This window comes from Streptacidiphilus sp. EB129, assembly GCF_041262645.1.
In the GTDB taxonomy this organism is placed as follows: domain Bacteria; phylum Actinomycetota; class Actinomycetes; order Streptomycetales; family Streptomycetaceae; genus Streptacidiphilus.
Map to the genome: position 1 here is coordinate 73,888 of NZ_JBGCCS010000008.1, position 21,192 is coordinate 95,079.

The 21,192-nt window shown below is 72.2% G+C and carries 17 protein-coding genes and 1 tRNA gene; 14 read left to right on the forward strand and 4 right to left on the reverse strand.

The features are described from left to right. Window positions 1-210 precede the first annotated feature (210 nt). The 4 genes from ABH925_RS12540 to ABH925_RS12555 all read left to right on the forward strand — a co-directional run bounded on the left by ABH925_RS12540 (window position 211) and on the right by ABH925_RS12555 (window position 3,829). Window positions 211-1,278 carry a hypothetical protein gene (locus tag ABH925_RS12540; RefSeq protein WP_370147509.1) on the forward strand — a complete coding sequence of 356 codons (1,068 nt, stop codon included), beginning with the start codon at window positions 211-213 and terminating at the stop codon, window positions 1,276-1,278. A gap of 50 nt (window positions 1,279-1,328) precedes the next feature. Continuing rightward, window positions 1,329-2,927, forward strand: coding sequence for an alpha/beta hydrolase (locus ABH925_RS12545; protein ID WP_370147510.1), 1,599 nt, complete (start codon window positions 1,329-1,331; stop codon window positions 2,925-2,927). A 63-nt stretch (window positions 2,928-2,990) separates the two neighbouring features. Next, window positions 2,991-3,683 carry a leucine efflux protein LeuE gene (gene leuE, locus ABH925_RS12550; protein ID WP_370147511.1) on the forward strand — a complete coding sequence of 231 codons (693 nt, stop codon included), beginning with the start codon at window positions 2,991-2,993 and terminating at the stop codon, window positions 3,681-3,683. A 72-nt stretch (window positions 3,684-3,755) separates the two neighbouring features. Further along, window positions 3,756-3,829, forward strand: a tRNA-Thr gene (locus tag ABH925_RS12555). A gap of 249 nt (window positions 3,830-4,078) precedes the next feature. On the opposite strand, the gene ABH925_RS12560 is transcribed toward ABH925_RS12555, so the two are convergent. Continuing rightward, entirely contained in the window at window positions 4,079-4,531 is a 453-nt protein-coding gene (locus tag ABH925_RS12560; RefSeq protein WP_370147512.1) for an alpha/beta fold hydrolase, read from the reverse strand. Window positions 4,532-4,634: 103 nt separating this feature from the next. After that, window positions 4,635-5,369, reverse strand: a complete 735-nt coding sequence (locus ABH925_RS12565) for an alpha/beta fold hydrolase (RefSeq protein WP_370147513.1) — start codon at window positions 5,367-5,369, stop codon at window positions 4,635-4,637. Between the two features lie 254 nt (window positions 5,370-5,623). Here ABH925_RS12565 and ABH925_RS12570 point away from each other — a divergent pair, with 254 nt between their 5' ends. Beyond that, window positions 5,624-8,503, forward strand: a complete 2,880-nt coding sequence (locus ABH925_RS12570) for an AAA family ATPase (protein ID WP_370147514.1) — start codon at window positions 5,624-5,626, stop codon at window positions 8,501-8,503. Window positions 8,504-8,573: 70 nt separating this feature from the next. After that, on the forward strand, window positions 8,574-11,411 hold the full coding sequence (locus ABH925_RS12575) for an AAA family ATPase (RefSeq protein ID WP_370147515.1): 2,838 nt from the start codon (window positions 8,574-8,576) through the stop codon (window positions 11,409-11,411). Here the strand turns inward: ABH925_RS12575 and ABH925_RS12580 are convergent. Further along, window positions 11,394-12,407: a helix-turn-helix transcriptional regulator gene (locus ABH925_RS12580; RefSeq protein WP_370147516.1), complete on the reverse strand. Its 1,014-nt coding sequence runs from the start codon at window positions 12,405-12,407 to the stop codon at window positions 11,394-11,396. The genes ABH925_RS12575 and ABH925_RS12580 overlap by 18 nt on opposite strands. A 118-nt stretch (window positions 12,408-12,525) precedes the next feature. Between ABH925_RS12580 and ABH925_RS12585 the strand changes: the two genes are divergently transcribed. Then, window positions 12,526-12,960, forward strand: coding sequence for a VOC family protein (locus tag ABH925_RS12585; RefSeq protein ID WP_370147517.1), 435 nt, complete (start codon window positions 12,526-12,528; stop codon window positions 12,958-12,960). 79 nt (window positions 12,961-13,039) lie between these two features. Continuing rightward, window positions 13,040-14,188, forward strand: coding sequence for a winged helix DNA-binding domain-containing protein (locus tag ABH925_RS12590; protein WP_370147518.1), 1,149 nt, complete (start codon window positions 13,040-13,042; stop codon window positions 14,186-14,188). Between the two features lie 135 nt (window positions 14,189-14,323). Here ABH925_RS12590 and ABH925_RS12595 read toward each other — a convergent pair whose 3' ends face one another. After that, the gene (locus tag ABH925_RS12595; RefSeq protein ID WP_370147519.1) at window positions 14,324-15,214 is read right to left on the reverse strand and encodes an oxidoreductase; all 891 of its coding nucleotides are present in this window, start codon (window positions 15,212-15,214) and stop codon (window positions 14,324-14,326) included. A gap of 134 nt (window positions 15,215-15,348) precedes the next feature. Here ABH925_RS12595 and ABH925_RS12600 point away from each other — a divergent pair, with 134 nt between their 5' ends. The 6 genes from ABH925_RS12600 to ABH925_RS12625 all read left to right on the forward strand — a co-directional run bounded on the left by ABH925_RS12600 (window position 15,349) and on the right by ABH925_RS12625 (window position 21,079). Next, window positions 15,349-15,993 (forward strand): TetR/AcrR family transcriptional regulator, encoded by a 645-nt coding sequence (locus ABH925_RS12600; RefSeq protein ID WP_370147520.1) that lies wholly within the window; start codon window positions 15,349-15,351, stop codon window positions 15,991-15,993. 117 nt (window positions 15,994-16,110) lie between these two features. Beyond that, window positions 16,111-17,091 (forward strand): zinc-binding dehydrogenase, encoded by a 981-nt coding sequence (locus ABH925_RS12605; protein ID WP_370147521.1) that lies wholly within the window; start codon window positions 16,111-16,113, stop codon window positions 17,089-17,091. 26 nt (window positions 17,092-17,117) lie between these two features. After that, entirely contained in the window at window positions 17,118-17,354 is a 237-nt protein-coding gene (locus ABH925_RS12610; protein ID WP_370147522.1) for a hypothetical protein, read from the forward strand. A gap of 187 nt (window positions 17,355-17,541) precedes the next feature. Beyond that, window positions 17,542-19,446, forward strand: coding sequence for an APC family permease (locus ABH925_RS12615; RefSeq protein ID WP_370147523.1), 1,905 nt, complete (start codon window positions 17,542-17,544; stop codon window positions 19,444-19,446). A 213-nt stretch (window positions 19,447-19,659) separates the two neighbouring features. Continuing rightward, complete coding sequence (locus ABH925_RS12620) at window positions 19,660-20,175, forward strand: universal stress protein (RefSeq protein ID WP_370147524.1); 516 nt, start codon at window positions 19,660-19,662, stop codon at window positions 20,173-20,175. A gap of 151 nt (window positions 20,176-20,326) precedes the next feature. Beyond that, complete coding sequence (locus ABH925_RS12625; RefSeq protein WP_370147525.1) at window positions 20,327-21,079, forward strand: DUF4118 domain-containing protein; 753 nt, start codon at window positions 20,327-20,329, stop codon at window positions 21,077-21,079. Window positions 21,080-21,192: the final 113 nt, after the last annotated feature.

Sequence of the window (21,192 nt, forward strand, 5' to 3'; positions counted from 1 at the left end):
CCGTCACCTGTGCCCGTTCCGTACCCGTACCTGCTCCGTACCCGCGCCCGTACCTGCGCCCGTCCGCCCCCGTGCCGGTCCTGCTCCCGTGTCCGCTGCGGGGGTGCCACGGAGCGGCTACCTGCGGGCGGGCCTCGCCTCGTCCCCCTTTCGGGTGACAGTTCACCGGGTACGTGGGGGTTGGCCCGGGCCGCGGGGGATGGCACCGAGGTGATCGTGTGGTGGGCGGCCTTCGTGGTCGCGGGTGTCCTGGGTGTGCTGACGGCGGCGTGGCTGGCCAGTGGCGCGGTGGCGTCGTGGCGGCGGCAACGGGCGGGGCTGGTCTACGAACTGACGCCGCGCTACCGGGGCACGGTGTTGCGCGGCGGCGCCGCGCTGCTGGTGGTCGGGGCCGTGCTCGCGGCCGGAACCGGGATGGTGGCCTCGGGCGGCGGCGAGCAGCCGACGCCGAACGCGGGCCGGACCGTTCCCGCCGATCCGGGCCTGGGCGCCCGGCCGGTGGCGACCGGGTCCGCAACGACGGCGCTGGTCACGACGGGCCACCCGTCCGGGGGTGAACTGCTGCAGGGCGAGCTGCCGGGCGTCGCGCAGCGGGTCCAGGTGTGGCTGCCGCAGCAGTACCCGGCCCGGTCCGGCCTGCTGCCGGTGCTGCTGGTCCGAGCCGACGAGGCGCACCTGGACGACGTCTTCGACGCCCTTGCCGCCTCCGTCACCACCGGACGGTCCACGCCCTTCGTGCTGGTCGCCCCGGTCACGCCGACGGCGGCCTGTGACCGGGGGCCGGGCGGGGCCGGGCTCGGCGACGCCGTCACCCTGCGGCACGCGCTGGCAGACCGCTTCCGGGTGCAGTCCGCCGCCCGCTACTGGGGACTGCTGGGTCTGGACGGCGGCGCCGCCTGCGCAGTCGGCACCGAAATCGCGCACCCCGAGGACTACCTCGCGGCCGCCGGCATCGGCGGCTCCTACGACGCACTGACCCCGTCCGCTGCTCTTCCGTCCCCTGCTCTTCCGTCCCCTGCTCTCCCGTCCGCGCACTCCGCGACAGGAGCCGCCACGGCGGCCACGTCCTCCGCCGTCCGCCTGCTGCTGGCCGACGCGCACCGCGACACCGCAGGTCAGGACTCGGCCGCCCGGCTGCACATCGCGCTCGCACGCCGTCCGCACGCCGATGTGCGGCTGTCGTCCGTGGTGCGGGACTTCACCGTGCAGCGGGAACGTTTCCGCCTGATCCGACTCGCGGCCGGCTACCTCACCGAGCAGCTCGGCTCGGCTGGGTGACGGTCACGCCGACGGCTACGCTCGGTGTAATCCACGAACTAGAGGACTCCATGAACGGACTGCGACGCGCCGTCACCGCCTCGATCCTGCTCGCCGGGCTGGCACTGAGCGGCTGCACCTCACCCGCCCCGGTGCAGCCGTCCCGGTCGGGCACACTGGGCTCCACCGGCACGTCCTCGTCCTCCTCGGCCGACGCCGCCTCGACCGCGTCGGCGGCGCCACTGCAGCCACTGCCGGCGGCGATCCCGGCCGCGCTGCAGCGCTACTACACGCAGCAGCTGAGCTGGGGGTCCTGCGACAGCGGGTACGAGTGCGCCACGATGAAGGTCCCGACGGACTACGCGCACCTCGCCGACGGCGACATCTCGCTCTCGGTCGTCCGCCACCCGGCCGGCGGCCAGGGCTTCCCGAGACTCGGTTCGCTGCTGATCAACCCGGGCGGCCCCGGCGGCTCCGCGGTCGACTACGCCGAGTACGCGGCGCTGTCCTTCCCGGCCCCGCTGCGCGACTCCTACGACATCGTCGGCGTCGACCCGCGCGGAGTGGCCCGCAGCAGCCCGGTCACCTGTCTCTCCGACCAGCAGATGGACGCGTTCACGGCGGTCGACTCCACCCCGACCACGCCCGCCGAGGTCAATGCCCTGGTGTCCGCGGACAAGTCCTTCGCGCAGGGCTGTGAGCAGCACTCCGGAATGCTGCTCGGCCACGTCAGCACCATCGACTCGGCCCGGGACATGGACGTGCTGCGGGCCCTGCTCGGCGACCCCAAGCTCAACTACCTCGGCAAGTCCTACGGCACCTTCCTCGGCGCGACCTACGCGGGCCTGTTCCCCAGCCGGGTGGGCCGGATGGTCCTGGACGGCGCGATGGACCCGTCGCTCACCCCGCAGCAGCTGAACAGCGAGCAGGCGGGCGGCTTCGAGACGGCGTTCGACTCCTTCGCCAGTGACTGTGTGAAGCACACCGCCTGCCCGCTGGGCAGCAGCACGGCGCAGACCGGCCCGCGCCTGGACGCCCTGGTCGCCTCGCTGAACGCGCACCCGCTGCCCACCGGCGGCTCCCGTCAGCTGGACGGGGCGCTGGGCACCACGGGCGTGATCGCCGCCCTGTACGACCAGACCCAGTGGCCGCAGCTGCGGCAGGCACTGCTCCAGGCCGAGGCCGGCGACGGCTCCGGCCTGCTGGCCCTCTCCGACCAGTACTACGAGCGCAGCGGCTCCGGGCACTACAGCAACCTGATGTACGCCAACTCGGCGGTGAACTGCCTGGACCTGCCACCGGCCGCGACCACGCCGCAGCAGGTCGAGCAGCAGCTCCCGGCCTTCGAGAAGGCCTCGCCGCGGTTCGGCGCCTCGCTCGCCTGGGCCGGCCTGAGCTGCGCGTACTGGCCGGTGCCGGCGACGGGGGAGCCCAACACCATCAAGGCGGCCGGTGCGGCGCCGATCGTGGTCGTCGGCACCACCCGCGACCCGGCCACCCCCTACGCCTGGGCGCAGTCGCTGGCCGCGCAGCTGGAGTCGGGAACCCTGCTCACCTACAACGGGGACGGCCACACCGCCTACGCCCGGGGCAGCGACTGCATCGACACGGCGGTCAACCTCTACCTGATCCAGGGAAAGCCCCCGGCCAAGGGCACTGTCTGCCAGTAAGGACCAAAGAAGTGCCACAATCCTTTCGTCATACCAGTCGGTGGTGCGGCGAAAGGATTGTCCATGTTCGGGGTCACCCACTACGCCACGTACCTGCTGGGCGCGCTGCTGATCGTGCTGCTGCCCGGTCCCAACTCCATGTACGTCCTGTCCGTCGCGGCCCGCAAGGGCGTCCGCACCGGCTTCCGGGCCGCTGCGGGAGTCTTTGCCGGCGACACCACGCTGATCGTGCTCACCTCTCTCGGCGCGGCCTCGCTGCTCCGCGCCAGCGTCGTGGCCTTCGACGTGGTGAAGCTGGTCGGTGCGGCCTACCTGCTGTTCATCGGCTACGGCATGCTGAAGTCGGCCCGCCGGCTCTGGCGCGACCGGGACGCGCACCCCGCCCCGGACGATCTCGCCGCCACGTCCCCGGCCCCTGCTGCCTCCGCCGACGGCGCCCCGTCCGCCGACCGCGAGCGCCCGTTCCGCCGCGCGGTGGTGATCAGCCTGCTCAACCCGAAGGCGATCCTCTTCCTGCTGTCGTTCTTCGTCCAGTTCGTCGACCGCTCCTACAGTGATCCGGCGCTCTCCTTCAGCATCCTCGGCGCCACGCTGCAGTTCTTCAGCGTGCTCTACCTCAGCACCCTGATCCTGGCGGGCACCTACCTCGCCAACGCCTTCCGCCGCCGTCGCCGCCTCTCCGCCGGCCTCACCACCAGCGTCGCCGCCCTGTTCATCGGCTTCGCCGCCAAACTCGCCACCGCCTCCGCCGGCTAGAAACCCCGTGAGGATCACCCCTCCGGACTGTGTAGACTGTCCTCCGTTGCCGATCGACAGACCGTCAACGGCGCCGCCTTAGCTCAGTTGGCCAGAGCAACGCACTCGTAATGCGTAGGTCTCGGGTTCGAATCCCGAAGGCGGCTCAGCAGGATGCCCCGGTCGGATTCCTCCGACCGGGGCATTCGCGTTCAACGCGGGCGCCTGCGGCGACGGGCCCGAGCGTCCTTCGTGGGGCTGGTCTCAGTTCTCGGCCAGAGAGCGTCGCCCATCCGACGGGCCGCCTCCCCCGTCAACGGCGTCGTGGCTCCGCCGGGGGCCTGGGTCGCGGTTGGCTCAGTCGGTGGCCTTGGCGGCGGTCTCGATCAGGTGCGCGGTGACGTCCGGGTGGCTGATCATGGCGACATGGGAGGCGCCCGGTACCTCGACGACCTTGCGACGAAGGCCGCGATGTAGACGAGCGCCCTGACGCCGTCGACGTCGGCGGCGGCGTTGGTGATGACGGCACCGCCGTAGGAGTGCCCGACCAGGACGATCGGGCCGTCGATCGACCGGAGCACGCTGTTGATGTAGGCGGCGTCCCCGGGAAGGGAGCGCAGCGGGTTCGCCGGGGCGATGGTCGGGTACCCGTGCTGCTGGAGCAGCTCGATGGTGCCGTTCCAGCAGGAGGCGTCGGCGAATCCACCGTGGATCAGGACGACGGTCGGCTTGGTCGCGGGCCCGGCGGCGGGCCCGTGGTTGGTGGCGGCAGCCGCGGTGGTGGAGCCGAACGGGGTCAGCAGCGCTGCCGACCCGGCGACGGCGGCACCGGTGGCGAGCACCCGGCGGCGGGAGATGTCGGGACCCATGGGGACTCCTGAAAGCTGGTGGGGACGGGAGTGCTCCGCCTGGGGCCCGCCGTTGCGGGCCCCAGGCGGAGCGGACGTGCTGGGGCGACCGCGGCGCTGCTTCCTAGCGGCTGCTGACGGATGTGGCGGCCCGGACGATCAGGGCGGCCACCGCGGCGGGGTCGGACACGTAGACGGCGTGGCTTCCGGCGACCTCGGTGACGGCCGATCCGGCGCGCTCGGACATGGCGCGCTGGGCGGGTGGCGGGATCATGCGGTCGTCGGTGGCGACCAGGTACCAGGACGGCTTGGACCGCCACGCTGCCTCGGAGACTGCCCCGCCGAGCGCGTCCAGGCCCCACGGGACCTGGGAGTCGGCCATGAACGCCGCCAGCTTCTCGGGCACGTCGGCGGCGAACGAGGCGGCGAACTTGTCCCGGTCCAGGAACAGGAACCCGTCCTGGGTGGGCGGCAGGATCGGTGGGACCGGTGCACCGGGCGGAGGGTCGGCGATCAGGGTGTTGACGGACTCGCCCTTGTCGGGCGCGAACGCGGTGATGTAGGCGAGGGCGGCGACGTTGGGGTGGTTCCCGGCCTCGGTGATGACGGCGCCGCCGTAGGAGTGGCCGACCAGCACGGCCGGACCGTCCAGGCTGTCGAGGACCTGGTGGGTGGTGGCGACGTCACCGGCCAGCGAGACGGTCGCGTTCTGCACGACCGCCACCCGGTAGCCGTCGGCGGTGAGCCGGTCGTGGACCCCCTGCCAGCCGGACCCGTCGACGAACCCACCGTGCACCAGCACGATGTTCTTCACTTCTTGGCCTGCATGCACAGCACTGCCTCCATCCCCGGGGCTCATGCCCGGGCTCATTCGGGGAGATGGGGGCAGCCTAGAAATCCGGGGGGAGTCTTCGATTGCGTCAAATGACGTAGTTCACACCGGAGTCGGCCCCGACGACCAGTGCCGCGATCAGCCGGACTGCCACGTGGCCCGGCGGCCCCGGGAAGGTCGGTTCCGGACGCCAAAGCCGTGTGCCGGCACGGCTCGCACATGCCGCCTGCGGTTAATCTTGTTCTCGCCAGCGGGGTGGAGTGCCGGGCGCAGGGGGCGCAGTGTCATCAGTGCAGACGAGGTTGCTCGGCCGGGATCAGCCCCTGAACCTCATCGACGGCCTGCTCGACCGCCTGCGCGGGGAGTTGTTGTCGATCGACACGTCAGGACCCGAGGCCGGAGCGGCGGAGCGCACACTGCTGCTGCTGGGGGAGCCGGGCATCGGCAAGACCTCGCTTCTGGAGGACGCGGCCAGGCGCATCAAAGACCAAGGCGGGCAGGTCCGTTGGGTGGTCGGGCGCCCGGAGGAGGCCGGTCTCGCCTTCAGCGGACTGGACCTGCTGCTGCACCCTTGGCACAGCATCCCGGCCGACATCGATGCCGAGGACCGGACGCTCCTCGAAACCGCCCTGCGCGGGGGAGGGACAGCGGCTGGGGGGAGCCTCGCGCTGGCCGGAGCCCTGCTGCGGGTCCTGTCCCGGTGGGCGGTCACCGGACCGCTCCTCGTGATCGTCGACGACCTCCAGTGGGTCGACCGGTCCACCCAGGATCTCCTGAGCCTGTGCGCCCGACGACTCCAGGGTGAACCCGTCGGCCTTCTCCTGGCGTGCCGTCCCGCAGGACTGCCCCAGGGCTGGACGCGTCAGAGCACGCTTCAGCAGGTCGAGGACCTCGACGACGTCCACGCCGCGCGCCTGCTCGACTCCCTGGCGGCGCCTCCGCAGGGCCGCGCGCGACGCCAGGTCCTGCGTCAGGCCGGTGGCAACCCGCTCGCCCTGGTCGAGCTCTCCCGGGCGGCTGCCACCCGTTCGCTGACCGAGGAGCCGGTGGGCCTGGAACTCCCGCTCACCGAGCGCCTGGAGCAACTCTTCGCCGCGGACCTCCACGCCCTGCCGGAGCCCACGCGCCGCCTGCTCCTGCTTGCGGCGGTCGCCGACCTGCCCGACATGGCCGCCCTGGCAGAGATCCTCGGCGACGTCCTGCAGCCCGACCCCGAGGCCTCGACGCCCGGCGACGACCCGGCCGAACCGACACCGTCCGCCGCGGGCGCGGCAGTTGTCCTCGCCGGCCGGACGGAGGTGGCGCGGGCCGCGGACGAGGCCTGGTCCGCGGCCGAGAAGGCCGGGCTGCTCACCCTGCAGCAGGGAGTGATCAGGTTTCGGCACCCCCTGATCCGATCAGCGGTCCTGGCCGCAGCCCCCTTCGACCGGCGTTCCCGGGCCCACCGCCTGATCGCGTCGGTACCCGACCTCGACGAGGACCGCCGAGCCTGGCACCGCGCCGCCGCCACAGTCGTCGCGGACGAAGCCATCGCCGATGCCCTCGAAGCCACGGCGGAGCGGGCACGCCGCCGCGGTGGCTACGCGGCTGCCGCGATGACCCTGGAACGGGCCGCCCAGCTCAGCCCGCGCACGGACGACCGGGTACGCCGGCTCAACGCGGCCTCGCAGTTCGCCATGTTCGCGGGCCATCCGCGCTGGGTTGCCGAACTCACCGCCGCTGCCGCGGCCGACGCCGACACGGACGACGCCCGTGCCGAGGCTGACCTGAATGCCGGCTGGGCCCTGTCCCTGACCAGTCGGCACGACGAAGCAGTCGACCGGCTGACGGCGGCGGCCGACGCCTGGGCGGTGACCTGCCCGGAACAGGCTGTCGGCGCGCTCGGGGCTGCGGCCGCGGCTGCCTACAACAGCGGTGACCCGCGATTCCGGGATGCCATCCTGGACCGCTACCGCCGGCTTGCTCCCCGGGACCCGAACTCCCACGCGTGGATCCTCGCCTGTTGCGATCCGCTCGGCTCGCGCGACGAAGCCCTGACTCACCTGCGCCGTGCTGTGGCCCTGGACGGCACCCCGCTCGGGAGCCGGGGGATGCTCGGAGCCGCCGCCTGGGCGTTGGATGAGACCGAGTCGGCCGTTCAGGTGTTCGGCGCTGTGCTGGAGATCCACCGCCAGGCAGCCACCGCGGGGGCGAACGCCACCATCGCCTACACCTACGCGAGTGCCCTGTTCGACGCCGGCCGCTGGCCGGCCGCCCTCGCGGGGGTGAGCGAGGCCGAACGGGCGGCCGCGGTCGGGGGGATGGAACTCGCCGCAGTCAGCACGCAGATCCAGGCCGCCGCGCTCGCCGCCGTCCGCGGGGACAGTCAGCGGGCACGGCAGACTCTCGCCGACGCCACCCGCGACTTCGACCTGAGAGGGACACGCGTCTCGGAGGTGGGCGCCCGCCAGGCGAGCGCGCTGGCGGCACTCGCGGACGGCGATCACCACGCCGCCTACTTCCACCTCAGCCGGCTCTTCCACCGCGACGGGACCCCGGTGCACTTCCACCGGTCCTTCCTCGGGCTCGCCGATCTGACGGCCAGTGCCGTGCGCATCGACCGGACCGAGGAGGCGCAGGCCACCCTCCGAGCCGCCAGGGAGCAACTGCCCGCCAGGACCTCGCCGAGACTGCATCTCATCCTGTGCCGGGCTCAGGGCCTCCTCGCCGAGGACGCCGCGCGAGCCGAAGAGCTGCTCCGCGAGGCGGCATTCGAGCCCGGAGGTGACCAGTGGCCCTTCGAACGCGCCCTTGCCCTCGCCGATCTGGGGGAGTGGCTTCGTCGGCGCCAACGGCCGGCCGACGCCCGGGCTCCGCTCAGTGAGGCGCTGGAGCTCTTCCAAGGCCTCGGCGCGATCCCGTGGACGACCCGCACCGCCGCGGAGCTGCGGGCGGCCGGCGTGGACACCGCCGAGGTGCGCCGGCAGGACGTGACCATGGAGCTGACCCCTCAGCAGTTGGCCATCGTCCAGCTCGCCGCGCGGGGTCTGTCGAACAAGGAGATCGCGTCCCGACTGTTCCTGTCCCCGCGTACCGTCGGCTTCCATCTCAACCGGGCCTTCCCCAAGCTCGGCGTCACCTCGCGCTTCCAGCTCAGGGACGTCGTCGCCTGGAGGAGTTGATCAACTCGTAGTGCCGCCCGCCAAGTCAGGTCGTGTGACAGAAGCGGCCGAAGCCGCCTGCGCCGCAGACTTGTCGCATCCCTCCCACCGAATCACACAGGGGTGTGCCATCGCGACCACGACCACGACCACGGCCGCCGTCGACGACGAGGGCCTCAACCGGGTGCTGGTCGGCCGGGACGCCGACCTTCAGCGCATCGACATCTTCCTCACCAGCCTGTCCACTGCCGGCGGCACTCTGCTCGTCTCGGGGGAACTCGGTGTCGGGAAGACCGCGCTGCTTGCCGCGGCCGCTCACCGGGCGGCGGCCGCGAGGATTCCCTCCCTGCATGCGACGGCGGTGCAGTTCGAGGCACAGACGAGCTTCAGCGGTCTCCAACAGCTCCTGCTGCCGGTCATCGACGAGGTCGACACACTCGGCCCGGGTCACAGGGCCGCGCTGACGGTCGCCCTGGGGCTGGGCAGCGGTCCGGCGCCCGCACACCAGACCGTGGCAGGTGCGCTGCTGGCGCTGCTGACCCGGATGACGCACGAGCGGTCGTTGCTGCTCGTCCTTGACGACCTGCAGTGGATGGATCCCACCAGTGCGGTCGTGCTGGGCTTCGTCGCCCGTCGGCTCCTGGGCACGAAGGTGGGTTTGCTCTGTGCCGCGCGACCGGAGGCGGGAAGTTTCTTCGAGCACACCGGCCTGCCCGTCCACATCCTCGAACCACTGGACGAGCGGGCCGCCGACGCGCTGTTGGCCGAGCGATACCCGGCACTGGCACCCAAGGTTCGGCAGCGCCTCATGGCCGAGGCGCAGGGAAATCCCCTGGCGCTGCTCGAGCTTCCGGTGCCGCTGAGCGATTCCCAGCGCACCGCCTCCGACGCCCTCCCCGCCTACCTTCCCCTGAGCAGTCGCCTCCAGGCGGCCTTCGCGTCACGCGTCAGCACCCTCCCGGCGATCACGCGTCGGCTCCTGCTGCTCGCCGCTCTGGAGGGCACCGGTGACCTGTCGGTACTGCAGGCGGCGGTGGCGGATCGGTGCAGTCTCAAGCATCTCGGCCCCGCCGAGCGAGCCCACCTGGTCCGCGTCGACGACCGCACCGGGCGCCTGGCGTTCCGTCATCCGCTGATCCGCGCCGCGGTGGTCGACGTTTCCACGAGCGATCAGCGACGCAGCGCACATCGTGCCCTTGCCAGTCCGCTGGCCGAACAGCCGGAGCGGCAGGCATGGCATCTCGGGCAGGCCACGGTAACCCCGGACGAGGGGGTGGCGGCGCTGCTGGAGCGCGCCGCTCGGAGTATGGGTCGCCGCGGTGACGGCTCCATCGCCATCGCGTCACTGCTGCGGGCCGCGGACCTGACCCCCGACGGTGGACAGCGTGCCCGCAGACTGGCGGAGGCGGCCTACCTTGGAGCCAGCATCACCGGTGACCTGCACCAGGTCCCCCGGCTGCTCGACGACGCGCGCCGAGCGGCACCCGGCTCGGAATCCCTGGTCGCGGCCGTGGCCGGCTCCTCGTACCTGCTCAACGGATCGGGCGACATCGACACCGCCCACCACCTGCTCAGCTCGGCCGTGGCCTTACAGCGCGAACCGCACGACCCACGGGAGCCCACCCTCGCCCAAGCACTGCACACGCTGATGCTGGTCTGCTTCTTCAGCGGTCGACCGGACATGTGGCAGCCGATGGACGCCGCCCTCAACACCTTCAGCGCCGACCCCGGCATCCTGGCGATCACCCGGGCGACTTTTGCCGACCCGGCCCGCTGCACCCCTCAGCAGCTGGCACGGCTCGACGCGGCCATCGCCGAACTCGCCCGTGAGTCCGACCCGGTGACCATCATCCGCGTCGGCATCGCCTCCGCCTACGTCGACCGGCTCGGCGGCTGCACCCAGGCACTCACGCGGGTCGCCGACGCCGGGCGCAAAGGCGAGCTCGTGGCACCGGCGATCGACGCCCTGTTCCTGCTGGGCAACCACGCGCTGCTCACCGGGCAGTGGGACCTGCTGACCCGGGTTGCCCACGAGGGACTCGCGTTCTGCCAGGACTACGGTTACCCCATGCTTGCCTGGCCCGGGAACTTCCTCCTCGCCGCCCGCGCCGCGATCCGGGGTGACCACACCACCGCCGCCGCCATGACCGATGCGATGGACCAATGGGCGCGACCGCGACGAGCCGGCGCCGTGGGCTTCTACGCCGCGCACGTGCGAACCCTGACCGCGCTCGGCCAGGGCGACTTCGAGGAGGCATACCGGCAGGCCACGATCGTCGCGCCGGCCGGCGTCCTGCCCCCGTTCGTCCCGCAGGCCCTGTGGTTGCTGCTGGAACTCACCGAAGCCGCCGTGCGAACCGGACGCCACAGCGAAGCCCGAGCCCACGTCGCCGCCGCCGTGGAGGCCGGCCTGGACACCATCTCCCCGAGGCTGAAGATGCTTCTCCTGGCATGCACCGCCCTCGTCTCCGACAGCGGCAGGGATGCCCGGTTCCAGCAGGCGCTGGCAGTGCCGGAGGCCGAGTGCTGGCCGTTCGACCTGGCCCGGATCCACCTCCACTACGGTGAACACCTACGACGCAACAGATCCACCACCCAGGCACGGCAGCACCTGGCCGCCGCGATCGACACCTTCCAGCAACTGGGCGCACACCCCTGGGCCGACCGGGCGGCCCAGGAACTGCGAGCCACCGGCGGCCACCGGGAGGGCGGCCCGAGCAGTCCCGGAAGCCCCTTGACACCCCAGCAGTCGGAGATCGCCAAGCTGGCCGCGGCCGGTCTCACCAACAAGGAGATCGGCGAGCGGCTCTTCCTCTCCCCGCGCACCATCTCCACCCACCTTTACCAGCTCTTCCCCAAGCTCGGCGTGACCTCGCGGGCCGCTCTGCGGGACGCACTCGACCAGCTGACGTCATCCACCACTGCTTAGCCCGGTGGCGGCGTCGGCGTAGCGGCGGGCCAGGTTCGCGAAGGCGTGCTTGAGTTCGGCCGGGCCGACGACCTCGATGTCGGCGTCGAACCTGCCGATGGCGGCGGCCAGGCCGGGCCATGACCAGGAGCCCAGGACGAGCCGGCAGCGTGCCGGGCCGAGCGCCTCCACGACTCCGTCGCGGGTGTACCGGGACACGTCGGCGGCGGGCAGGTCGAGGATGACCTCGCCGCGGCAGGGCCAGTCGCCGGAGGCGTCGGAGCCCCGGAACCTGCCGGCCAGGAACGCGGCCACGTCACCTCCGGGCAGTTCGCGCGGGGCGAAGCGTGGCCCGGTGGGGGTCCGCGGGGTGATCCGGTCGACGCGGAAGGTGCGCCAGTCCTCGCGGTCGAGGTCCCAGGCGAGGAGGTACCAGCGCTCGCCCCAGGTGACGAGGTGGTGGGGCTGGACCCGGCGCGGCGGCAGGGTGGCGGGATCGTCGCCGCCGGGTCCGGCTCCGGCCGGGGATGCGGGGGCGTAGTCGAAGCGCAGCACTTCGCGGGCGTGGACGGCGGAACCGAGCGTCATGAGCAGGCGGCTGTCGACCCGCGTGTCCGGTCGGGCTGCGGGCCGTTCGACGGCGGTGACCTGGAGGGCGTCGATCCGGTGGCGCAGCCGTGCGGGCATGACCTGCCGGACGGTGGTCAGTGCACGCATGGCGGCTTCCTCGATGCCGGCGCCGCTGACGCACGCTGCCTGCAGAGCGACGGCGAGGGCGACGGCCTGCTCGTCGTCGAACAGCAGCGGCGGCAGTTCCGTCCCGGCGTCGAGCCGGTAGCCGCCGTCGGGGCCCTTGACCGCTGCGATGGGATAGCCGAGCTCGCGCAGGCGGTCGACATCGCGGCGCACGGTGCGCGGGCTGATCTCCAGGCGCTCGGCCAGCAGCGCCCCGGGCCAGTCCCGGCGTGCCTGGAGCAGCGAGAGCAAGGACAGCAGTCGCGCTGAGGTCTTCTGCATGCTCCCCATACTGCCTCGAGAAGCGGCCACATCCTGTCCGCTACCCCTGCGAGTGTGATCGGTGGGGCGGGACGCAGGACCGCCCCGGCACCAGGAATCCAGCGACAGGGAGTCGATCATGTCCGTCCATGCAGTCACCCACCTGAACTTCCGAGGTGACGCCGGCGCGGCGCTCACGTTCTACCACTCCGTGTTCGGCGGAGATCTGACTGCGGTCAGCTACCAGGACGCCGGGAACGTCCAGGACCCCGCCGAGGCCGACCAGGTGATGTGGGGACAGGTGGCCGCCGACAGCGGCTTTCGGGTGATGGCCTACGACGTCCCCTCGCACCTGCCGTGGAACCGGGGCGAGAACGCGTTCTTCGTCTCGCTGCGCGGCGAGGGGGCCGAGGAGGTCACCGCGTACTGGGAGAAGCTCTCCGACGGTGCGACCGTCCAGCAGCCGCTGGCGCCCGCCATGTGGGCACCCCTGTACGGAATGCTCACGGACCGCTTCGGCGTCACCTGGGTCGTGGACGTCGTCAGCGAATACAGCGAACACCACGAGTCCTGACCACCGGAGGTCGGTGGGCGGCTCGCCCGGGCATCCGCCCGGGCGAGGGCGAATTGACGGCAGGGAGGCACCAGTGCGGATGAGCGAACCGGGGCGGCCCGGGGTCCGGGGCCGTGCGCACCGGCCTGGCACCGTTCTCGGCGTCCGGGCGCTCAATCGCGCCACGCTCGCCCGGCAGTTGCTGCTCGATCGGGGCGACCTGCCGGTCCTCGGCGCCGTCGCGCACCTGTGCGGCCTGCAGGCGCAGGAACCGCAGGAGCCGTTCGTCGGGCTCTGGTCGCGGCTGGGTGCGTTCGACCCGGCGCTGCTCTCCGACCTCCTGGTCCGGCGAAGCCTGGTGCGGACGCACCTCATGCGCCGGACCGTCCATCTCGTCACCGCCGACGATGCCCTGGCCTGGCGGGCCCGCCACGACGCGATGCTGCGCCAACGGGTCTTGGGGACCTATCGTCGCGAACTGGACGGGGTCGACCTCGGCGAGCTCACCGCGGCGGGCCGGGCGGTGCTGGCTGACGGCGGGCCCTGCTCGATGACCGAGCTCGCGCGGGCGCTCGCCGACCGCTGGCCCGCGCCGGGCCCGAGGGCACTGGGCGAGATGCTGATCGCCGCCCTGGTCCCGGTGGTGCAGTTGCCGCCCCGCGGGCTGTGGCGGACGAGGGCGGGAGTGCGCAACGTCCTGCTCTCCTCCTGGCTGGGGCGCGAGATCGACCCTCCGTCCCCGGACGGCTCCGATCCGGTCGGCCAGGCACTGGTACGGCGCTATCTGGCCGCGTTCGGCCCCGCCGCCTCGGCCGACCTGCGCGCCTGGTGCGGCCTCGCCGGGCTGCCGGCCGCGATCGCCGCGATACGAGAGGAACTGGTCACCTTCCGCGACGAGCGGGGCCGGGAACTGCTGGACCTCCCCGACGCACCGCGCCCCGACCCCGACACACCCGCCCCGGTGCGGTTCCTGCCGGCATTCGACAACGCGATCCTCGGCTATCACGACCGCACCCGGATCATCGACGACGCCCACCGCGGCCTGTCCGTCGCCGGCGCCCGGGTCGTGCTGGTGGACGGCCGGGTCGCCGCGACCTGGACCGTCGCCGCGGGCACCCTGACGGTCACCCCGCTGCGCGGCCTCTCCCGCGCCGAGTACGCCACCGTCGCCGAGGAGGGACACGGCCTGGCGTCGTTCCTGTCCGACAGGGAGAGCGACCGCGTACGGATCACCGCGGCCCCCCGCTGACCGGGCCCTGGCCCGAACGAGTGGACTTGCCGACGTGGACCGTCCACGCTTCTCGCTCGGGCTGTCACCGCGATCGCGACCCCGGACAACGTCTACGACGGCGCGGTCCCGGCACGGTAGGGGGCAACGCAACGCTCAGGTGGTGACGGCCGGTTGGGTGCCGGTGCCGGTGCCGGTGAGCGCGGCGGTGGCGGTCCACAGCGCGCGGGCGGTCTCCGGGTCCAGAGCCGCGCGGGAGGGTTTGCCCACCGCGGGGAATCCCCTGATTCCGCCGACGCCGCTCGGGCCGACGTAGGAGCCGCCGGGAATGTCCTCGACGGCGGCGTAGAGGGTCGACAGTGCGCCGATCTCGGCGTCGTTGACCATGAACCGCATGGCCCGGTTCGCAAGGCCGGGGAAGCCGCCGACGTGGGAGGTCAGGTTCGTCGCCGCGATGCCGGGATGGGCCAGCAGCGAGCGGACCCGGCTGCCCGAACCGGCCAGCCGGCGGTCCAGTTCGATCGCGAACAGGGTCACGTCGAGCTTGGAGTCGCAGTACGCGCCGGTCGCGTTGTACTGACGCGTCCTCCAGTTCAGGTCGTCGGTGCGCACCTGCCCGCGGCGGTGCAGTTGGGAGGAGACGGTGACGACTCGGCCGGTGATGTGCGGCAGCAGCAGGTTCGTGAGGGCGAACGGGCCGAGATAGTTGGTCGCCGCCTGGGACTCGAAGCCGTCGGCGGTGTAGGCCAACGGGACCTGCATGATTCCGGCGTTGTTGACCAGGATGTCGATGTCACCGGTCCACGCCTCGGCGAACGCCCGCACCGAGTCCAGGCTCGACACGTCCAGCCGCCGCACCTCCGTGGCACCGGCCATGGCGCGGGCGACCTTCGCGCCCTTGCCGGTGTCGCGCACCGCGAGCACCACGCGCGCGCCCGCCCCGGCCAGTTCGCGGGCCGTGATCAGGCCGATGCCTCCCAAGGCACCGGTGACCACTGCCGTGCGCCCGGCCAGATCGGGAAGTTCCGCGGCGGTCCACTTCGTCATGGCATTTCCTGTCGGTCCGGGCGGCGCCCGAGGTGCGCGCCACTGTCGCATCGGCCGAATTCCGGCCGTCGGGACCACTGCACCCGGAATCCCCGGAAGTAACCAGGAACCGCCCAGCCACGGATCGCCAAGCCGTGGATATTCCCGGGGCCGCCCTTGTTCTTGAATGGTCGTTCATGTATGTTTTCCGCATGCCCCGACCCCGAGAGTTCGAGCCCGACACCGTGCTGAACCAGGTCATGCTGCGGTTCTGGGAGCGTGGCTATCAGGCGACCACGGTCGAGGATCTGGTGAAGGCGACCGGAGTCAAGCCGGGGAGTCTCTACAGTGCCTTCCCGGGCGGGAAGCACGCGCTGTTCCTGAAGGCGCTGGAGCGCTACTCCCGGCTCGTCGTTCCGCAGAAGCTGGGCGAGCTGGAAGCGCCGGATGCTTCGCTGGCCGAGATTCGGGGCTACTTCGACGGGCTGGTGCGCGATCTGCTCAGTCCCGAGGGGCGGCAGGGCTGCCTGCTCGTCAACACGGCGATCGAGAAGGCCGCGGTGGACGACGAGGCGGCGGCGGTGGTGCGCGGACACCTCGCCCGACTGGAGCGGTGCATGACGCACGCGTTGGAGAACGCGGGTCGGCGGGGTGAGGTCCGTGCCGGGCTGGACGGCGCCGGCAGTGCCAAGCTGCTGGTGGCCACCTGCCAGGGGCTGATGGTGGTCGGAAAGGCCAATCCCGATGCCGCACTGTTGCGCGCGGTCGTCGACAACGCCTTTGCGGCGCTGGTGGTCTGACGCCACAAGGCGGCAGTGTGCAGAACGCAGGGCGGGAAGAAGGACAAGGGGCCACCGCCGAGGTGGCCCTTCTTTCGGGCCAATAGTTGAATGACTGCTCAAGAATGGAGTCGGGCCATGAAGGCCATCGTCATCTCCGCCCACGGCGGACCCGAGGTGCTCACCCTCGCCGACCTGCCCGACCCGGTGCCCGCGGACGGCGAGGTGCTGATCCGGGTCCGGGCCTTCGGCCTCAATCACGCCGAGGCCTATATGCGCAGCGGCGCCTGGGGCGACGTCGCCGCCGTGACCGGCATCGAGTGCGCGGGCACGGTGGAAGCCGATCCGTCCGGCCGACTGCCGGTCGGCGCCCGGGTGGTGGCGATCCTCGGCGGCATGGGGCGGACCCGGAACGGAAGTTACGCGGAGCTGGTCACCGTCCCCGAAGCCAACGTCGCCCGGGTCCACGCCGACCTCGGCTGGGCCGAGTTGGCGGCCGTCCCCGAGGTCTACGCGACGGCCTGGAGCGGGTTGCACGACAACCTCGACCTGAGAGCGGGCGAGACCGTCCTGGTCCGTGGCGCGACCTCGTCCCTCGGCCAGGCCGCCGTGAACCTTGCGGTCGACCACGGCGCGACCGTACTCGCCACCACCCGGGACCCCGGGCGCGCGCGCCTGCTCAAGCAGCTCGGCGCCGACGGGGTGCTGATCGACGATGGAGCGCTCGCGCCGCAGGTCGCCGAGCGCGGTCTGGCGGTGGACGCCGTGCTGGACATCGTCGGCAACAGCGTGCTGCGTGACTCGCTCGCAGTGGTCCGGCCGCGCGGCCGCGTCTGCCAGATCGGCTTCCTGGGCGGATTCGCCCCGGTCGACGGCTTCGACCCGATCGCGGACCTGCCGAGCGGTGTCCGGCTGAGCTTCTTCGGCAGCGCGTTCGTTCTGGGCGGCCCCGCCTTCCCCCTCGGTGCCGTGCCCCTGGACGAGATCTACGCCAAGGTCGCCGCAGGCGTCCTCAGGGCCCGCCCGACGCGCGTCTTCCGCTTCGACGAGATCGTCGAAGCCCACCGGGTCATGGAGGCGGGGACCGCACTCGGCAAGATGGTCGTCACGGTGGACTGACCCGCACGGACGAGCTGGACCAGCTCATGGACGAGTGGCTCGCGGCCACGGACGGCGAGCGCACCGCCGTCCACGGAATGCTGGCCAAGGACCGGGACAACCCCACGCATCTCGTCAACATCGTCGAGTTCCCCTCCTACGCGGAGGCCATGCGCAACAGCGAACTGCCGGAGACCCAGCGGATCTCCGGCAGGATGCAGCAGTTGTGCAGCACCGCCCCGAGGTTCATGAACCTGGAGGTGATGCGTGACGAGAAGCTGTAGCGCCGCGGGCCGGCTCCGGGCCTGAGGCCGTGCCGTGGCGGACGGATACGGCCATCGGGTCGACGCAGGTTCCTCCGTGCGGTGCCAGTGCTGCCGTGCTCCCGGGTGGCTCGTCCGCAGGACGTTCCGCCGCCGCTAGGGTCGCCGTGACCGGGCGGGTCTCAGGAGCACGAGGTGGTGGTGCGCGGTGTCGACCAGCGCGGACGCGGCGGGCAACGCGGAGGGTTCCGGCTCGGGTTCAGGCTCGGAAGGCTCCGGCGCGGATCCCGGCTCCGGCGCGGATCCGGGTGCGGCGCCGGGTACGGCGGGGGCGGAGCGGGACCGGCTGACGGTGCCGCAGGGCCTGGCCGCACTGTCGCTGGACGCGCTGGCTTCGGTGGCCTACGGGCCGGAGGCGATCGTGGTGGTCCTCGCCGCGGCGGGCAGCCATGGGCTCGGCTACACCCTCCCGGTCACCGTCGCGATCGTGGTGCTGCTGGCCGCGCTGACGTTCTCCTACCGCCAGGTGATCGCGGTGTTCCCGAACGGTGGCGGTGCCTATGCGGTGGCCGGGCGCCACCTGGGCCGACGCGTCAGCCTGGTCGCCGCCGCCTCGCTGATCATCGACTACGTGCTGAACGTCGCCGTCTCGGTGTCGGCCGGTGTCGCGGCGCTGACCTCGGCGTTCCCGTCCCTGTACGGCGACCGGGTGGTGCTCTGCGTGGTGGTGCTGGCGCTGATCACCGGGGTCAACCTCTACGGGGTCGCCGAGTCGGCGAAGGTGATGATCGTGCCCACGGTGGTGTTCGTGGTGGCGATCGTCGCGGTCGTGACCGCCGGCCTGCTGCGCGCGAACCCGGTGGTGGAACCGACCCATCCGGCCGCCACGGCGACCGGCACCGTCGGACTGCTGCTCCTGCTGCGCGCCTTCGCGTCCGGCTGTTCCGCGCTGACCGGGGTCGAGGCCATCGCGAACGCCGTCCCGACCTTCCGGACCCCGAGGGTGAAGCGGGCCCAGCGCACCGAGGTCGCGCTGGGCGCCCTGCTCGGCGTGATGCTGCTGGGCCTGTCGCTGCTGATCGGCAAGTTCCACGTCGCCCCGAGTACCTCCAAGACCGTGCTCGCGCAGCTGACCGAGGCCTCGTTCGGCCACACCGCCGGATTCTTCGTGGTGCAGTTCGCCACCATGCTGCTGCTGGCGCTGGCCGCGAACACCTCCTTCGGGGGGATGCCGGTACTCACCTCGCTGCTCGCCCGCGACAACAACGTGCCGCATGTCTTCGCCCTGCGCGCGGACCGGCAGGTCTACCGGCACGGGGTGTTCGTGCTGGCCGGGGCCGCCCTGGTGCTGCTGGTAGGCGCGCAGGGTGACACGCAGGCGCTGGTGCCGTTCTTCGCCATCGGCGTCTTCATCGGGTTCACCATCTCCCAGGTCGGCATGGTCCGGCACTGGCGCGCCGAGCGGGGGCCCGGCTGGCCCGGGCGGGCCGCACTCAACGCGCTGGGCGCGCTGCTCACCGCGATCGCCCTGGTGATCGAGCTGATCGCGAAGTTCACCGAGGGCGCCTGGCTGGTGTTCCTCGCCGTCACCGGGCTGGTCGTCCTGTTCGAGACGATCAACCGCACCTATCGGCGGATCGGCGCCGGGCTCCATCTCGGCGAGACGCCGGCTCCGCCGCAGGAACGCCGCTCCCTGGTCATCGTCCCCGTGGGCGCGGTGAACCTGCTCACCCGCGAGGCGATCTCCGCCGCGCTGTCGCTGGGCGACGAGGTCCGCGCGGTGACCGTGGTCCACCCCGACGACGCCGAAGCGCCCAGCACCGAACGCATCCAGGAGGCGTGGAACGCCTGGCACCCGAACGTCCCGCTGACCGTGCTGACCAGCAGGACCCGCTCGCTGACCCGCCCGATCATCGACCACCTGCACGCGGTGGAGGCCGAGGAGGCCCACGACCGGCTGGTCGTGCTGATCCCCGAGATGCAGTTGCCCCGGCTCTGGCAGCGCCTGCTGCAGAACCAGCGCGGCCCGGTACTGGACCGCGCGATCCGCCACTACACCGACGCGGTGATCTGCCGGCTGCGCTTCCGTATCGACGTCCCCCGCCGGCCGTGACCCGTACGGCGGTCAACAGGGCATCAAGGCCGAGCCCGGATCCGTATGGAAGGCGTCAAGGGTGATTCGAAGGCTCCTCGTCATGATGTCCAATGAATCCAAGAGGGATCGCCACTGGGGCTGAGCAATCAGCTCACTTCTGGTGGGACCTACCGAGGATTCAGGCCCGACCGATGTCCGGTCGGCAGGCACCACTGAGGGAAGCGAAGCACCATGGCCGAGAACCGCGTCGTCGTAGGCGTCAACGGATCGCCGAGCAGCCTGGCCGCGCTGCGGCGAGCGGCCGAGGAGGCCCGCCTCCGGGACGCCGTGCTCGTCCCGGTGCTGGCCTGGCACCCGGTCGGCGGCGAGATCGCCTACCGCAACCACCCCTGCCCGCCGCTGCTCCAGCAGTGGCGGCAGGCCGCCTGCGACCGCCTCGACGCCGCGCTCGGGGAGGCGCTCGGCGGATTCCCGTCCGGCCTGCGGATCGAGCGGCAGGTGGTTCGCGCCGAGCGGCCCGGACAGGCCCTGGTGGCCGTCGCCGATCGGCCCTCCGACCTGCTCGTGGTCAGCACCGGCCGGCAGGGGCGCCTGGCCCGGCTCTTCCACGGTGGGGTCAGCCGCTACTGCCTCGCCCACGCCCGTTGCACCGTGGTCGCGGTGGCCCCGTCCGCGGTGACCGCCCCGGTCGAGCGGAACGCCGGCGGCGCGCTGCCGCGACGCACCGCGCTGCGGACGGTCGCCTGACCGCGCGCGAACGGCCCACCGCACCGCGCTGCGGCCGGCCTGCCACGCTTCGGCCGGCCGGCCGTCCTGCGCCGGTGCTGTGACGGCCTGGCGGGCATACCATCCAAGACAGGCGGAAAAGGCTCTGCCGCTTGGCTGCGGGAGGTGCGTCATGACCCGGTATGCGACGCGGGGGCCGGTGGCGATGATCGCCGGGATCGCCGTACCCCTGGCGGTGTGCGCGGTGCTGCTGCCGTGGCGCGCGCACCTGTCGAACACCAACGTGGCGCTGATCCTGGTGGTGGCCGTCGTCGCCGTCGCCGTGCTCGGCAGCCGGACCGCCGGGGCGCTGGCGGCGGTGTCCTCAGCCGTCTGGTTCGACTTCTTCTACACCCAGCCCTACCAGCGCTTCTCCATCAGCAAGTCGGCCGACATCACCACCGCCGTGCTGCTGCTCGTGGTCGGCCTGGTGGTCTCCCAACTGGCGGTCCACGCCCGGCGGATGCAGGTCATCGCAATCACCGACGCCGGCTACCTCGCCCGGATCCACGACGCCGCGCAGCTCGCCCAGTCGAGCACCTCCCCCGACGTCGTGATCGCCCGAGTCTCGCAGCAGCTGACCGAACTGCTGCAGGCGCGCGACTGCCGCTTCGAGTACGGATCCCTGATCGGCCACCCGCCGCGCCTGGAGCAGGACGGCGGAGTCCAGGTGGGCCGCAGGGCGTGGGACGTGGACCGGCTCGGGCTCCCGGACGAGGAGGTCGAGCTGCGCTCCTTCGCCAGCGGGCGCTATGTCGGCCGCTTCATGATCCGGCCCACCCCGGGGGCGGTGCCGTCCCTCCAGGCGCGCCTCACCGCGGTGACCCTGGCCGACCAGGCGGGGTCCGCCCTCGACTCGGCGGAACACTCCCACCACACCCGCTGACCTGCCCTGCGGACGGACCGGCTGCGTCGCTGTCCGTGTGCCCGGCGGAGCGGTGTGCCGGGCGTGACCTGAGGGTCCTGTGGTCGTTGCAGTTGACGGGGCGTACGCCGCCG

Bases quoted from the DNA above. Each gene is read 5' to 3' on its own strand.
- ABH925_RS12590 (WP_370147518.1), top strand. From the start codon at position 13,040: ATGAGCGAACCGGGGCGGCCCGGGGTCCGGGGCCGTGCGCACCGGCCT.
- ABH925_RS12625 (WP_370147525.1), top strand. From the start codon at position 20,327: ATGACCCGGTATGCGACGCGGGGGCCGGTGGCGATGATCGCCGGGATC.
- leuE (WP_370147511.1), top strand. From the start codon at position 2,991: ATGTTCGGGGTCACCCACTACGCCACGTACCTGCTGGGCGCGCTGCTG.
- ABH925_RS12585 (WP_370147517.1), top strand. From the start codon at position 12,526: ATGTCCGTCCATGCAGTCACCCACCTGAACTTCCGAGGTGACGCCGGC.
- ABH925_RS12565 (WP_370147513.1), bottom strand. From the start codon at position 5,369: ATGAGCCCCGGGGATGGAGGCAGTGCTGTGCATGCAGGCCAAGAAGTG.
- ABH925_RS12580 (WP_370147516.1), bottom strand. From the start codon at position 12,407: ATGCAGAAGACCTCAGCGCGACTGCTGTCCTTGCTCTCGCTGCTCCAG.
- ABH925_RS12610 (WP_370147522.1), top strand. From the start codon at position 17,118: ATGGACGAGTGGCTCGCGGCCACGGACGGCGAGCGCACCGCCGTCCAC.
- ABH925_RS12605 (WP_370147521.1), top strand. From the start codon at position 16,111: ATGAAGGCCATCGTCATCTCCGCCCACGGCGGACCCGAGGTGCTCACC.
- ABH925_RS12595 (WP_370147519.1), bottom strand. From the start codon at position 15,214: ATGACGAAGTGGACCGCCGCGGAACTTCCCGATCTGGCCGGGCGCACG.
- ABH925_RS12620 (WP_370147524.1), top strand. From the start codon at position 19,660: ATGGCCGAGAACCGCGTCGTCGTAGGCGTCAACGGATCGCCGAGCAGC.
- ABH925_RS12545 (WP_370147510.1), top strand. From the start codon at position 1,329: ATGAACGGACTGCGACGCGCCGTCACCGCCTCGATCCTGCTCGCCGGG.
- ABH925_RS12560 (WP_370147512.1), bottom strand. From the start codon at position 4,531: ATGGGTCCCGACATCTCCCGCCGCCGGGTGCTCGCCACCGGTGCCGCC.